At 72.2% G+C, this 13,322-nt stretch carries 10 protein-coding genes and 1 pseudogene; 6 read left to right on the top strand and 5 right to left on the bottom strand.

Annotated elements, in window-relative coordinates; translation table 11 throughout:
• Positions 1-7: 7 nt before the first annotated feature.
• Complete coding sequence (locus tag ACIPSJ_RS15650; protein ID WP_359216042.1) at positions 8-1,243, bottom strand: spermidine/putrescine ABC transporter substrate-binding protein; 1,236 nt, start codon at positions 1,241-1,243, stop codon at positions 8-10.
• 52 nt (positions 1,244-1,295) lie between these two features.
• Positions 1,296-2,831: a gamma-aminobutyraldehyde dehydrogenase gene (locus ACIPSJ_RS15645; protein ID WP_401346106.1), complete on the bottom strand. Its 1,536-nt coding sequence runs from the start codon at positions 2,829-2,831 to the stop codon at positions 1,296-1,298.
• 209 nt (positions 2,832-3,040) lie between these two features.
• Between ACIPSJ_RS15645 and ACIPSJ_RS15640 the strand changes: the two genes are divergently transcribed.
• Positions 3,041-3,613: an NADAR family protein gene (locus ACIPSJ_RS15640; protein ID WP_401346104.1), complete on the top strand. Its 573-nt coding sequence runs from the start codon at positions 3,041-3,043 to the stop codon at positions 3,611-3,613.
• A 134-nt stretch (positions 3,614-3,747) separates the two neighbouring features.
• On the opposite strand, the gene ACIPSJ_RS15635 is transcribed toward ACIPSJ_RS15640, so the two are convergent.
• Entirely contained in the window at positions 3,748-4,479 is a 732-nt protein-coding gene (locus ACIPSJ_RS15635; RefSeq protein WP_401346101.1) for a DUF4190 domain-containing protein, read from the bottom strand.
• Positions 4,480-4,516: 37 nt separating this feature from the next.
• Here ACIPSJ_RS15635 and ACIPSJ_RS15630 point away from each other — a divergent pair.
• Both ACIPSJ_RS15630 and ACIPSJ_RS15625 read left to right on the top strand, forming a co-directional pair.
• Positions 4,517-5,715, top strand: a pseudogene (locus tag ACIPSJ_RS15630) (adenosine deaminase).
• Positions 5,716-5,748: 33 nt separating this feature from the next.
• On the top strand, positions 5,749-6,444 hold the full coding sequence (locus tag ACIPSJ_RS15625; protein WP_401346098.1) for a glycerophosphodiester phosphodiesterase: 696 nt from the start codon (positions 5,749-5,751) through the stop codon (positions 6,442-6,444).
• On the opposite strand, the gene ACIPSJ_RS15620 is transcribed toward ACIPSJ_RS15625, so the two are convergent.
• Positions 6,426-8,114 carry an RNA polymerase sigma factor gene (locus tag ACIPSJ_RS15620; RefSeq protein ID WP_401346097.1) on the bottom strand — a complete coding sequence of 563 codons (1,689 nt, stop codon included), beginning with the start codon at positions 8,112-8,114 and terminating at the stop codon, positions 6,426-6,428. The two genes, ACIPSJ_RS15625 and ACIPSJ_RS15620, sit on opposite strands and share 19 nt — an antisense overlap.
• A 279-nt stretch (positions 8,115-8,393) precedes the next feature.
• On the opposite strand from ACIPSJ_RS15620, the gene ACIPSJ_RS15615 reads away from it, so the two are divergent.
• Positions 8,394-9,587, top strand: a complete 1,194-nt coding sequence (locus tag ACIPSJ_RS15615; protein WP_401346095.1) for a serine hydrolase domain-containing protein — start codon at positions 8,394-8,396, stop codon at positions 9,585-9,587.
• On the opposite strand, the gene ACIPSJ_RS15610 is transcribed toward ACIPSJ_RS15615, so the two are convergent.
• Positions 9,574-11,499, bottom strand: a complete 1,926-nt coding sequence (locus ACIPSJ_RS15610; RefSeq protein WP_359216021.1) for a hypothetical protein — start codon at positions 11,497-11,499, stop codon at positions 9,574-9,576. The two genes, ACIPSJ_RS15615 and ACIPSJ_RS15610, sit on opposite strands and share 14 nt — an antisense overlap.
• 304 nt (positions 11,500-11,803) lie before the next feature.
• On the opposite strand from ACIPSJ_RS15610, the gene ACIPSJ_RS15605 reads away from it, so the two are divergent.
• Positions 11,804-12,502, top strand: coding sequence for a response regulator transcription factor (locus ACIPSJ_RS15605; RefSeq protein ID WP_359216194.1), 699 nt, complete (start codon positions 11,804-11,806; stop codon positions 12,500-12,502).
• Positions 12,503-12,712: 210 nt separating this feature from the next.
• On the top strand, positions 12,713-13,189 hold the full coding sequence (locus ACIPSJ_RS15600; protein ID WP_401346092.1) for a MarR family winged helix-turn-helix transcriptional regulator: 477 nt from the start codon (positions 12,713-12,715) through the stop codon (positions 13,187-13,189).
• The last annotated feature ends 133 nt before the right edge of the window (positions 13,190-13,322 follow it).

Below are 13,322 nucleotides of genomic sequence, written 5' to 3'. Positions count from 1 at the left end.
GGTGTCGTCACGCCCCTGTGAGCTTCGCGAACTTCTGCTGGTAGGCCGTCTCTTCCTTCGAGCTCAGGGAGCGGAAGGCACGGGACTTGGCCTGCATGGCCTTGTCGGGAACGATCAGCGGATTGCTCGCCGCCGTCTTGTCGATCTTGGCGAGGTACGGCTGCACATCCGCGACCGGACTGACGTAGTTGATGTAGGCGGCGAGTTCCGCGGCCTGCTCGGGCTCGTAGTAGTAGTCGATGAGCCGCTCGGCGTTCGTCTTGTGGCGCGCCTTGTTGGGAATCAGCAGGTTGTCGGTCGACGTCATGTAGCCGCTGTCCGGGATGACGTAGGCGACGTCCGGGTTGTCGGCCTGGAGCTGCACGATGTCGCCGCCCCAGGCGACGCAGGCCGCGAGGTCGCCCTTGCTGAGGTCCGAGGTGTAGTCGTTGCCGGTGAAGCGGCGGATCTGGCCCTTGTCGACGGCCTTCTGCAGGCGGGCGATCACCGCGTCGTAGTTGTCGTCGGTGAACTTCGCCGGGTCGATGCCCATGTCGAGCATGGTCATGCCGACGGTGTCCCGCATCTCGGTCAGCAGGCCGACCCGGCCCTTGAGCGCGGGGTTGTCGAGCAGGTCGGAGACCGACTTCACCTCGACGCCGTTCAGCGCCTTCTTGTTGAAGGCGACGACCGTGGAGATGCCCTGCCAGACGTACGAGTAGGCGCGGCCCGGGTCCCAGTCGGGGCTGCGGAACTGGTCCGAGAGGTTGGCGAAGGCGTGCGGCAGGTTGGACGCGTCCAGCTTCTGGACGTAGCCGAGCCGGATCATGCGGGCGGCCAGCCAGTCGGTGAGGACGATCAGGTCCCGGCCGGTGTCCTGGCCGGCGGCGAGCTGCGGCTGGATCTTGCCGAAGAACTCGTCGTTGTCGTTGATGTCCTCGGTGTACTTGACGGTGATGCCGGTCCGCTTGCGGAACGCGTCCAGCGTGGGATGCGTCTTGCCGCTGTCGTCGACGTCGATGTACTCGGGCCAGTTGGAGAAGTTGACGACCTTCTCCGTGGCCGAGTGGTCGTCGGCGGAGACCCCGCCCTGGGACTTGCCGGCCGCGGGGATGCCGCAGGCGCTCAGCGCCCCGACGCCGCCCACCGCGAGCGCGCCGCCCAGGAACGACCGGCGGGCCAGGGCGGCCCGCCCGTTGCGGAGACTGCGCCGCATGGCGGCCACTTCGACCGGGGTAGGGCGGTCGGGCTCGTACTGCCTCATGCGCTAGATGCCCTTTCGGGAAGCCGGCCGCGCCGAGCGGCCGGAGGTGTGACTATCGGTCCCCGAAGATCGTGCGGTGCCAGTCCTTCCGAGCCACCGCCGTATTGTCGAACATTACGTGCTTGACCTGGGTGTACTCCTCGAACGAGTACGCCGACATGTCCTTGCCGAAGCCGGACGCCTTGTAGCCGCCGTGCGGCATCTCGCTGATGATCGGGATGTGGTCGTTGACCCATACGCATCCCGCCTTGATCTCCCGGGTCGCGCGGCCCGCCCGGTAGACACTCCCGGTCCACGCCGAGGCGGCCAGACCGTAGGGGGTGTCGTTGGCCAGCCGGATGCCCTCATCATCACTGTCGAACGGGAGAACGACCAGCACAGGGCCGAAGATCTCGGACTGGACGATCTCGCTGTCCTGCGGGGCGTCCGCGACCAGGGTGGGCCGGTAGTACGCGCCGCTCTTCAGCTCGTCCTGCGGCGGCTCGCCGCCGGTGACCACGCGCGCGTAGCCGCGCGCCCGCTCCACGAATTCGGCGACCCGGTCCCGCTGGGCGTGCGAGATCAGCGGCCCGAGGTCGGTGCCCGGGGCGAAGGGGTCCCCCAGCCGCACGGTCTCCATCAGGGCCGCCGTCCGCTCCACGAAGGCGTCGTAGAGCGGCCGCTGCACGTACGCGCGCGTGGCGGCCGTGCAGTCCTGCCCGGTGTTGATGAGCGACCCGGCGACGGCTCCGTTGACGGCCGCCTCCAGATCGGCGTCGTCGAAGACCACGAAGGGGGCCTTGCCGCCGAGCTCCAGGTGGAGCCGCTTCACGGTCGCGGTGGCGACCTCGGCGACCCGCTTGCCGACCCCGGTGGAGCCGGTGAAGGACGTCATGGCCACGTCGGGGTGCCCGACGAGGTGCTCACCGGCCTCCCTGCCGGTCCCGGTGACGATGTTGACGACACCGTCCGGGATACCGGCGGCCGTCGCCGCCTCCGCGAAGAGCAGCGAGGTCAGCGGGGTCAGCTCGGCCGGCTTGAGCACGATGGTGTTGCCGGCCGCGATCGCCGGGAGGATCTTCCAGGCGGCCATCTGGAGGGGGTAGTTCCAGGGCGCGATGGAACCGACGACACCGATCGGCTCGCGGCGGATGTACGAGGTGTGGTCGCCGGAGTACTCACCGGCCGCCTGCCCCTGCAGATGCCGGGCGGCCCCCGCGAAGAACGCGGTGTTGTCGATGGTCCCCGGCACGTCGAACTCGCGCGTGAGCTTCAGCGGCTTGCCGCACTGGAGGGACTCGGCGCGGGCGAACTCCTCCGCGCGCTCCGCGAGCACGGCGGCGAACCGGTGCAGCGCGTCGGACCGCTCGCCGGGGGTGGCCCCGGCCCACGCCGGGAAGGCCGCGCGGGCCGCCGCGACCGCCGCGTCGACATCGTCGGTCCCGGCCAGCTCGTAGGTGTACACCTCCGCGCCGGTGGCCGGGTCGACGACGGCGTGCGTACGGCCGGACGTGCCCTTGGTGAACCGTCCCGCGATGTACTGCGCGCCGCCCGCGAGCCGCTCCTGCGCGGGGAAGGTCTCCGGGGTGGCGGTGCCCGGGTTGTCCATGTCGCTTCTCCTCCGCCGTCACCCCGCCCAGAGAGGCGGGTGGCGTAGCTCCAGCTCGATTTGACTGCCGATCCTGACAGAGCAAGGGGAGTCCAACAAGTGATTCCGTTGTTGCCTTTTGGTTACGCGACGGAATCTGTCGACCAGGTGTCGAGTCGGGAAGGTAAAGGCAGGACGGAGTGTCAGTGGTGCCTGCCAGACTGGCGTGCATGGCGAAGATCGATTCTGTGGAGGCCCTGATCAGGGCGGTCCAGGCGGGGGCCAGGATCAGGTACCTGCACTTCTGGGGACACCGGCCGAGGCCCGACGGGCAGGTCTCGGCGAGCTGTCTCAGCCAGTGGTGGCCGTCACCCTTCGTGGTCGACGGTGTCGCCTACGCGACCGCCGAGCACTGGATGATGGCCGGCAAGGCAAGGCTTTTCGCAGACCCGGAGGCCGAGGCCCGGGTCCTCGCGGCGGCCCACCCCGCCGAGGCGAAGAAGGCGGGCCGCCTGGTCCGCGGCTTCGACGAGGCGATATGGCAGCGCGAACGCCTCGCCCTCGTCACCGAGGGCAGCGTCCACAAGTTCGCCGCCGACGACGAACTGCGGGACTTTCTGCTGGGGACGGGGGACCGGGTCCTGGTGGAGGCGAGCCCGGTGGACCGCGTCTGGGGCATAGGCCTGGCGGCCAAGGACGAGGCCGCGGAGAACCCGTCCCGATGGAGGGGGCTCAACCTGCTGGGCTTCGCGCTGATGGAGGCAAGGGCACAGCTCTTGGCCGACGAAGGCAGTCCTACCTAAAGGAACGGGGCTTCTGCCCAACAGGGACTGGTCCTACGTAAAGGGGCGCGGGGCTGTATCCATACGCGGCTCCGCCGCGTGGGCGCGACCAGCCCCCACCGCCCCGCGCCCGCCCCACCACCGAACCACCCCACCTAGTGGGTACTCGCCACCACGATCAACGCGATGAACCCGACGGCCAGCGCCAGCCCCGCCGACCCGCAGATGATCCCGGCCAGCGCCTGCCCCCCGTTGGTGGCCTCCCCCCGCTTCACCCGCCCCCGCCCGATCGCCCCGAACACGATGGCCAGCACCCCCATCACCAGGGCCACCGGCCACAGGCAGAACCCGACCGCGCTGATGATCCCGGTGACGAGACTGGCCGTCCCCAGCCCGTTGTTGGGCATCGGCTGCATCCCCGGCCAACCGCCGTACCCCACCGGCCCGGCCGGGTACGAGGGCAGGGACTGCCCGGGATAGCCGTAACCGGGGCCGGGCACCCCGGGCCCCGGCCCGGGCACGGCCGGGTAGCCGTACGGCACCTGCCCCGGCCCGCTCGGCGCGATCGGCGGCGGAGGCACCGCCGCACTCTGCGGCTGCTGCGGCGGGGGCGGCGCGTAGGGGTTGGGCGCCGCGTGCGGGCCCGGCGCCGCGAACGGGTTCGACGGCGGTGCGGGAGCCGCGCCGGACGGCGCCCCGTAGGGATTGGCCCATCCCTGCGGCGGGGCGTCGGCCGATCCGCCGCCCGGTCCCGGCATCGCCGCGACCGTCCGCTGGTCATGGACCGACGGCGGAACCGGCGTCTCCGCCCCCGCCCCCGGCCCCTCTCCCGCCGCGGCCGTCTTGTCCAGCCGTATCTTCGAAGTCTCCGGCGCCTCGTCAGCCATCTCTCGATGTCCCCTCTCCTGAACGCGTGCCGCCGCCATGCTAAGGCCCGGATCACGCCGTACGCCGGGCCCGGCCTACGATGAGCCCGGACCACCGATCAGCCGATCACCGCGCAGGGCCCCACGGCCGTACCCCCGCCGTGGGCGGACCCGCGCCGTTCCGGGGAGGAACCCTTGACCGACCGTCACGCCGAACCCGCCGCCCACCGCGATCTGGCGGCCTTCATCGCCGGACTGCCGAAGGCCGAACTGCACGTCCACCACGTCGGCTCCGCCTCCCCCCGCATCGTCTCGGAACTGTCCGCCCGGCACCCCGACTCCAAGGTCCCCAGCGACCCCGAGGCCCTGGCCGACTACTTCACGTTCACGGACTTCGCGCACTTCATCGACGTCTACCTCTCGGTCGTCGACCTGATCCGCACGCCCGAGGACGTCCGGCTGCTCACCTACGAGGTGGCCCGCGACCTGGCCCGCCAGCAGGTGCGCTACGCCGAGCTGACGATCACCCCGTTCTCCTCCACCCGGCGCGGGATCGACGAGCGGGCCTTCATGGACGCGATCGAGGACGCGCGGAAGGCGGCGGAGGCCGAGTTCGGCACGGTCCTGCGCTGGTGCTTCGACATCCCCGGCGAGGCGGGCCTGGAGGCCGCCGAGGAGACGGTCCGGCTGGCGACCGACGACCGGCTGCGCCCGGAGGGCCTGGTCTCCTTCGGGCTCGGCGGCCCCGAGATCGGCGTGCCCCGGCCGCAGTTCAAGCCGTACTTCGACCGGGCCGTCGCGGCCGGCCTGCACTCCGTCCCGCACGCGGGCGAGACCACAGGACCCGGCACGGTCTGGGACGCGCTGACCGAGCTGCACGCCGAGCGCATCGGCCACGGCACCAGCTCCGCGCAGGACCCGAAGCTCCTGGCCCACCTCGCCGAGCACCGCGTCGCGCTGGAGGTCTGCCCCACCTCCAACATCGCCACCCGCGCGGTCCGCACCCTGGAGGAGCACCCGATCAAGGCCTTCGTGGACGCGGGTGTGCTGGTCACGGTCAACTCCGACGACCCGCCGATGTTCGGCACCGACCTCAACAACGAGTACGCGGTCGCCGCCCGGCTCCTCGGCCTCGACGAGCGCGGTGTCGCCGACCTCGCCAGGAACGCGGTGACGGCGTCCTTCCTGGACCCGGCGGGCCAGGCGAGGATCACGTCCGAGATCGACGCGTACACCGAGGCGTGGCTCGCCCCCTGACGATCCGCGGCCGGCCCCTGACACCATGGGCTCATGCAGACCGTGACCGCCGTGGCCCATCGCGGCGACCCCTACCGTTTCCGCGAGAACACGCTCGACTCCCTGCGTTCCGCGCTCCGCCGGGGCGCGGACGCGGTGGAGATCGACGTACGCCTGACCCGTGACGGCGTCCCCGTGCTGCTGCACGACGAGACCCTGGACCGGCTCTGGGAGCACGACCGTCCGCTGAGCGCGCTGTCGGCGGACGAGGTGCGCGGCCTCACGGCGGGCGGCGTGCCGACCCTCGCCGAGGCGCTGACGGCGACGAAGGACAGCCGGGTGATGATCGACCTGCCCGGGGACCCGAGCGAGCGCGCCGTGGCCAGGATCGTGGCGGTGGCCCGGGAGTGCGGCGCGGCGGACCGCGTCTACTACACCGGGGACGCCCCGTCGATGCTGGCGGTACGGGCGGCCGACGCGAAGGCGGAGATCGCCCTGACCCGCAAGACGCTGGCGCCGGCCCGCCCGGCGCTCCTTGACGTGATCCGCCCCCGCTACCTCAACTACCGCTTCACGCTGCTCGACCACGATCTGATCGAACACGTCCACCGCGGCGGCCACCTGGTCTCGTGCTGGACCCCGGACACCCGCCGCTCGATGCGCCGCCTCCTGGAGACCGGCGTCGACTCGATCACCACGAACAGGGTGGACGTGCTCAACGCGCTGCGGGGTTACACGACCGAGCGCTGAGCCACCGTCGCCGGGTCGCTCGGCGTCTTCCGCGTGACGTACTGCGGAACCGGCGCCGAGTCCGTCCCGTCGTCCCGGACCAGCCCGTACCGGATCGCCCCGTCCGGGGGCCCGTACAGCACGTCCTTCTCCGCCGCGTCCCAGGTCGACGGGAAGACGCTCAGCCCGTAGTCGGCGCCCCGCTCGTTCACGGTCAGCGTGACGCTTCCGTCGACGTAGAAGTACTCGTTCTGCCACATCTGCTGGGTGCCGGAGGGCAGCACCGCGTAGCCCACGGCCGAGTTGCCCATGCCCGTGGCGGAGCTGTCGGTCGTGCTCACCCGGTCGTCCATCCGCCGGCCGCCACCCGACGCCACATGGAAGATCTTCCCCTTGAGCCCGGTCCAGGACGGCATGACCAGGTTCCCGGCCCGGTACTGCGGTGAGATCTGCCAGCGGACCAGCACATAGCCCTGCCCGCTGAGCGTGACGCTGTCGCCCCGGTGGTTCATGACGGCGTGCGCGCCGCCCGTGCTGGTGATCCCGGCCTCGGGCCGGTGCGGCAGCGCGCCGGGCCTGGTGTCCGGGTCCGGCGCCCGGTCGACCGCGTCGACGACGGAGCCGTAGCGCGCCGAAGCGGACGGGGACGGGGTGGGGGAGGCGGACGGCGAGGCCGTCGGGGACGACGCGGGGGTGGCCGCCGGTGCCCGCGGCACCGCGCTGCCGACCACCGCCGTCGGCGACACGGCCGTACGCGGTGCCGGCCCGTGCGGAGTCTGTACGACGACATAGGCACCGCCCGCGACGATCGTCGCCCCCGCGGTGACCGCCACCGCCGGCTTGGTCAGCGCGCCCAGCACCTTGGCCGACCAGCCGGCGGACGTCGCGGAGGTCGCCGCCAGCGCGGTCTTGCCGCCGAGCGCCAGCGACAGGGTGAAGCCCACCGGCACCGGTACCAGCGCGATCCCGACCAGCAGCCGTTCCGCGGGGACGACGGAGTCGCGCGGGTCACCGCAGTAGCCGCAGCCGCGGACGTGCCGGGCCAGCCGCTTGCGCCAGACGGAGTCGGGCCGCCCGTCCCAGCGGGCGGTCAGCTCGCGCAGTTCCGGGCAGGCTCCGGCGAGCGCGCGCACGATGCCGCGCGAGACCTCCAGCCGTTCCTTCATCCGCTGGACGCGCACGGCCGCGTGCTGCCGGCTGATGCCGACGGCCGACGCCAGCTCGCGCCGGGTGAGTTCGCCCGAGACCTCCAGCCACCACAGGGACACCAGCTCCCGGTCCTCGGGGTCCAGCCAGCGCACGGCCTCCGCGACCTCCCGCCGCTGACCCTCCAACTGGAGCCGCAACACGGTGAGTTCGGCGAAGTCGGCGCCGCCGTCCGGGACCCGCTCGTCCAGCTTCCGGTCCTGCCTGCGGCGCGCCCGGTCCCGTATCTGGCGCATGGCGATGGCCACCAGCCAGGACCGGAAGCTGTCCGGGTCGCGCAGGGTGCCGAGGTTGCCGACGGCGCGCAGCATGGTCTCCTGGACGACGTCGTCCACGTCGGCGTGGCCGTTGAGGGCACGGCCGACGACGTTGTAGACCAGCGGCAGCCAGCCCTCGACCAGCTCGTCCAGCGCCCGCCGGTCGCCCGCCTGCGCGGCCGTGACCGTGCTGCGCCACTGCCGGGGCAGGTGCACGTCCGTCCTCATAAGGGCACCCTCTCAGCCGGTGCGGTGGCCTGTGCAAGGTCGGGGATCACAGTGTGGAGACGGAGTGAGGGACTCCGGGATAACACTTTTTTCCGTCCCGGACCCCCGCCGCCCCGCGTCCCCTAAGGGCGAACCCGGGCAACTTCCCTATTTTCAGAGCTAGTTGATGGGTGACGACTCAGGGGCGCACGCCCTCCTCGCCGACGATCCGGCCGACCGCCGCGCCCCCGGAGGATGACCGGGTCCCTGCACCGGCCCCCTCTCCCTTGGAGCTCACGCATGCGTGTCCGCACCCGGAGCACCGCCCTCGCCGCCTCCCTCCTCCTGGCCCTCACGGCCGGTCCACTGGCGGCACCCGCCCTGGCCGCATCGGCCGAGGCACCGGCATCAGCACCGGCATCAGCACCGGCACCGGCCGCGGGCCGGGCCGCGGCCCCCGACGCCGAGGCACTGCGCGCCGCCCTCGCCGGACTGCCCGACGCGGACGCCACCGCCGCGCTCGTCCGGGTGGGCGGCACCGACGGCACCTGGCGCGGCAGCGCGGGCGTGCACGACCTGGCGAGCGGCCGGGCGGCGGACCCGGACGCCCGCTTCCGGGCCGGTTCCACGACGAAGGTGGTGACGGCCGCGGCCGTACTGAGGCTGGCGGCGCAGGGCCGGATCGACCTCGGCGCACCCGTCCAGCGCTACCTCCCGGGCCTGTTCACCCGGGACTTCCGGCCCATCACCGTGCGGCAGCTGCTCAACCACACCAGCGGCATCCAGGCCGGCGACGGCTGGGGCGACTCCTTCGAGGCGCAGTACGCGCACCGCTTCGACACGCTCACCCCCGAGCAGGTGGTCCGGTCGGCGGTGGCGAAGGGGCCGGAGTTCCGCCCCGGCGAGCAGCAGGACTACCTCAACATCAACTACACCGTGCTCGGGCTGCTGATCGAGAAGGTGACCGGGCAGTCGTACGCCTCCGCGGCCGGGCGGCTGGTGCTGCGCCCGGCCGGGATGCGGGACACGTACTTCCCCGGCACCGACCCGCGCATCTGCGGCCCGCACAACCACGGCTACCAGAAGGTGACGCGGGCCGACGGGACCACGGAGTTCGTGGACGTCACCGAGTGGAACCAGGCGGACCGGTTCGCCGCCGGGGACATGATCTCCACCACCGCCGACCTGGAACGCCTCCTCACCTCCCTCTTCCGGGGGCGGATCGTGCCGCCGGGACCGCAGCTGGAGGAGATGTTCACGGTCCCGGCGCACATCGCGGGCGCCACCTACAGCGCCGGGTTGCGGCGGTTCGTGTACGAGGGGCGGGTGTACTGGCTCAAGTCGGGCTCCCGGTACGGCTACAGCGCCGTGCTGCTCGGGACCCGCGACCTGAGCCGGACCCTCGTCTACTCGGTCGGCTCGACCGACGCCAAGGGCGAGGAGATGAACCCGGTGGCCCAGCGGATCGCACTGGCCGCGCTCAGGCAGGGGTGAGGGTGAGCGCGCCGGTGTAGGTGGTGCCGGGGGTGAGGGCGGTCGCCGTGCCGTCGACGGTGAGGGTGAGGGTCCGGCCCGCCGGGGCCCGTACCACCGCGTCCGCGTCGACGACCAGCTTCGTCAGGTACGAGGTGCCGGTGACCGTCCAGACCGATCCGGCGCCCAGCTTCACGAGCACGCCGTTGTTGACCGCGGCCTGCGGGGTGTTGGTGACGTGGTTGATCTGCCGCCACTCGGCTGAGGTGATGGTCGAGACGGCGTGCCGGGACACCGAGGCGGAGATCACGCCTTCGACCCGGGTGCGTGCGAAGGACGCGACCAGGTTCTTGCCGGTGCGCATGGCGTTGTAGAAGTCGCCCTTGAGCGCGATGTCGGTGAAGGTGGCGGTGGCGTCGGCGGTGTGCTCGGCGGTGACGTCGAAGGCGGTGTCCTTGGCCGGGGTCCCGGTGGGCTCGGTGTAGGTGCCGGTCATGGAACCGGGGTCGTCGGTCTCCATGATCTGGACCAGGACGCCGTTGCCGGCGTGCAGCCGCGCGCCCTGGGAGCCGTCCACGGTGATGGCGATCTGCCGGGCCTTGTCGAGGAACATGGTCTCGGCGGTGGTGAACCGGGTGCCGCCGCCGATGGTCACCGAGCCGCCGTCGCCGCTGTGCCACATCACGCCGAAGCCGCGCGAGTCGACGACCGACGGGCGCGGCTCGATCGCCGCCAGCTCCCGGTCGGTGAGCCGGAGATCGAGTTCGGTGTTGAGCGCGGCCACCGCCGCGCGGGTGCTGTCCCCGAAGGTGACCGGGCTGCCGGTGGAGATGGCCGCGAAGGTGGCCACGTCGAAGCGGGTGCCGAGGAAGAGGTCCTGCTGGCTGTTGCCGTCGGCGTAGGTGCCGTAGCCGGAGTCGCCGGTGAGGGTGACGGTGCTGTTGATCGCGGTGAGGCGGGAGTTGCGGACCGAGTCGGTGGAGAGCACGCCCCAGGACTCGGAGGAGACGGCGGTGTCGAGGTAGGTGGCCGAGGTGTTCTCGCCGAGCACGTTGGTGGCGCGGACGTTGCCGCTCAGGCCCAGCATCCAGGGCACGGTCATCATGTTGGCGCCGAACCCGGGCTCGTAGTCGGCGGGGAGGACGCCCTCGCGGGTGTGGATGCGGGAGTTCTTGACGATCACGTCGGCGCCGTCGCGGGCGATGACCCCGGTGCGGACCGCGCCCCGGTTGTCGATGTCGGCGCCGTCCACGACCAGCCGGGTGCCGTCCCCCGCGCCGGTGACCGCGGAGCCGTAACTGGCGAAGTCCAGGCGGCCGTTGCCGTCGAAACGGATGCGGGGGTTCTCCAGGACGTACGAGGCGCCGTCGGCCACGAAGAACCCGTTGAACGCCTCGCCGGTGGAGGTGAGGCCGACGTTCCTGGCACTGGCGTCGGTGAGGCGGCCGCCGCGTACGGCGGACAGCACCGAGTTCGCCTGTACGACCCCGGTCGCGCCGACGTAGACGGCCTGGCGGAGGTGGAAGGTGGCACCGGCGAAGGACTCCAGGTGTTCGGCCGCCGGGGTGATCACGACGTCCCCGCGATAGGTGCCGGCCGCGATCACGGTGGTCCAGCCGTAGGTGCCGTCCAGGGCGGAGCCCGTCTCCACGCCGTTCACGGTCAGGGAGAGGATGGCGCCGTCGGGGGCGGTGAGGACGGCGCCTTCCTCGACGACGAGTTCGTCGAGCCGGGTGATCTCCGTGACCTCCCAGGTCTCCCCCGCGGCGACGGTCCTGCTCCGCCGCCCCGCCGCCCGTGCCGCGGTGGGCGCGAGCAGCCCGGGCGCGGCGGCGGCGCCGGCCACGACGAGCAGCGCGCGCACCCGCGCCCGCAGGGGCACCCCGCGCTCGGCGCGGGCCTGTTCCTCGGTCCTCACGGTGTTTTCGGGCATGCGGAACTCCCTTGTGCCCCATGGCTGTTCATGGGGCGATCGACGTCAGGGGGTGCGGGAGGGAGTGAACCAGCGCCCGGGGGACCGCAGAAGTGAGCCGCCCCTGTGAATCGGCCGTCGCGCCATGGCCATGCGAGATATGAACCATGGCTCCCGGCCGGCACAGCACCGAGATCGCCGAGCGGCTCGTCCTGACCGACCCCCCTCTCCCGGGGCGGGGAATCCAGGCGTAGCATGTGAACGAAACAGTTTCGTTCACGAAACGGACCTCGCACGGAACGGACCTCGCATGGAGAAGACAGGCATGGTCTCCGTACTCGTCGTCAACGACCAATCCCTCCAGCGCCTCGCCCTGCGCATGCTGCTCACCGCCGAGCCCGGCCTGACGGTGGTCGGGGAGGCGGCGGACGGGGACGAGGCGATCCGTGCGAGCGCCGTCCTCCGCCCCGACGTCGTCCTCATGGACAGCCACCTGTCCCGGGCGGACGGCATCGACACCATCCGGCGCCTCGCCCACCCTGCCCAGCGCACCCGGACCCCCGGATTCGCCGGCGAGGAGGCGTCCACCCCCCGGGTACTGGTGCTGACCTCGGCCGACCAGGAGGCGGACGCCTGGGCCGCCCTGCGCGCGGGCGCCGGCGGCTTCCTGCTCGACGACGCCGACCCGGCCGAACTCACCGCGGCCATCCGGGTGGTGGCCGCCGGCGACGCCGTCATCACACCCGGTCTGACCCGCGCGCTCATCGACGCCGTTCGCCTGCAGCACACCGTCCGCCCCCTCCCCCGCACCTCGGGGCTCGGCGCCCTCACCCAGCGCGAGCGGGACGTCCTCGTCGCCGTGGCCTCCGGCTGGTCCAACGCCGAGATCGCGCAGTGGCTGTCCATCGCCCCGACGACCGTGAAGACGCACGTCAGCAACGTCCTCGCGAAGATCGGCGCCCGCGCCCGGGTACAGGCGGTGACCTTCGCCTACGAGTCGGGGCTGATCCGCCCGGCGGCCTAGGAGCCCCGCCGACCACGACGGCGGCCCTGGGTGTGCCGTCGGGCACGAGACGCCTCCCCGCCCGGCGCTGCGGGCCCCGGGACGGCCACGGCCCCCGGGACGGCCGGGTGAACCGGCTTCCAACACCCCCCGCGACTAAGGTAATCCCGGCCCCGGAAGCAACCCGGTCGCCGATTCGCCGCCCCCACCGCCGGCCAGCCGAGGAGCCCCATGCCAGCCGCGAAGCCCGACCCGGTGATGCCTCGTCCCACCCTTGTCGAGCGCGTCCCGGTCGGCTTCGGGCTCTTCGCCCTCTCCCGCGAGCTGCACGGCTACGGTGCCGAACTCCTCCTGCGGCTCGGCCTGCACCCCGGCCAGGAACTGATCCTCATGCGCCTGTTCGACCGGGACGGCCAGACCCAGGCCGAGCTGCAGCAGGCGGTCGGGCTCGACCACTCGACGGTCTCGCGGTCGATCCGCCGCATGGAGGACGCCGGCCTGGTCGCCCGGGCCCGCGCCGAGCACGACCGCCGGGCCTTCATCGTCTCCCTCACCGACGGCGGCGAGGCGCTGCGCCGGCCGATCGCCGAGGTCTGGGCCACCCTCGACGGCCTCGCCACCGAGGCTCTGCGCCGGGCCGAGGGCGCCGACTTCCTCACCACCGTCGCGGAACTGGAACGCGCCTACGCCACGGCCCGCCGCGGCTGAACCGCCGCCCGCCGCACCCGGCCACGTCACACGGCTGCCCCGCCCCGCCGCCAAGAACCCGCAAAACGCGCAGGTGGCGCCGTACGCATGCACCGGACTCATGGGTTACTTCATTTTCAGGCATTGGACGTAT

It is taken from the genome of Streptomyces sp. NPDC090088 (assembly GCF_044747345.1).
GTDB lineage: Bacteria > Actinomycetota > Actinomycetes > Streptomycetales > Streptomycetaceae > Streptomyces.
This window is presented reverse-complemented; position numbering and strand designations above follow the sequence as displayed.

Bases quoted from the DNA above. Each gene is read 5' to 3' on its own strand.
- ACIPSJ_RS15650 (WP_359216042.1), bottom strand. From the start codon at position 1,243: ATGAGGCAGTACGAGCCCGACCGCCCTACCCCGGTCGAAGTGGCCGCC.
- ACIPSJ_RS15645 (WP_401346106.1), bottom strand. From the start codon at position 2,831: ATGGACAACCCGGGCACCGCCACCCCGGAGACCTTCCCCGCGCAGGAG.
- ACIPSJ_RS15640 (WP_401346104.1), top strand. From the start codon at position 3,041: ATGGCGAAGATCGATTCTGTGGAGGCCCTGATCAGGGCGGTCCAGGCG.
- ACIPSJ_RS15635 (WP_401346101.1), bottom strand. From the start codon at position 4,479: ATGGCTGACGAGGCGCCGGAGACTTCGAAGATACGGCTGGACAAGACG.
- ACIPSJ_RS15625 (WP_401346098.1), top strand. From the start codon at position 5,749: ATGCAGACCGTGACCGCCGTGGCCCATCGCGGCGACCCCTACCGTTTC.
- ACIPSJ_RS15620 (WP_401346097.1), bottom strand. From the start codon at position 8,114: ATGAGGACGGACGTGCACCTGCCCCGGCAGTGGCGCAGCACGGTCACG.
- ACIPSJ_RS15615 (WP_401346095.1), top strand. From the start codon at position 8,394: ATGCGTGTCCGCACCCGGAGCACCGCCCTCGCCGCCTCCCTCCTCCTG.
- ACIPSJ_RS15610 (WP_359216021.1), bottom strand. From the start codon at position 11,499: ATGCCCGAAAACACCGTGAGGACCGAGGAACAGGCCCGCGCCGAGCGC.
- ACIPSJ_RS15605 (WP_359216194.1), top strand. From the start codon at position 11,804: ATGGTCTCCGTACTCGTCGTCAACGACCAATCCCTCCAGCGCCTCGCC.
- ACIPSJ_RS15600 (WP_401346092.1), top strand. From the start codon at position 12,713: ATGCCAGCCGCGAAGCCCGACCCGGTGATGCCTCGTCCCACCCTTGTC.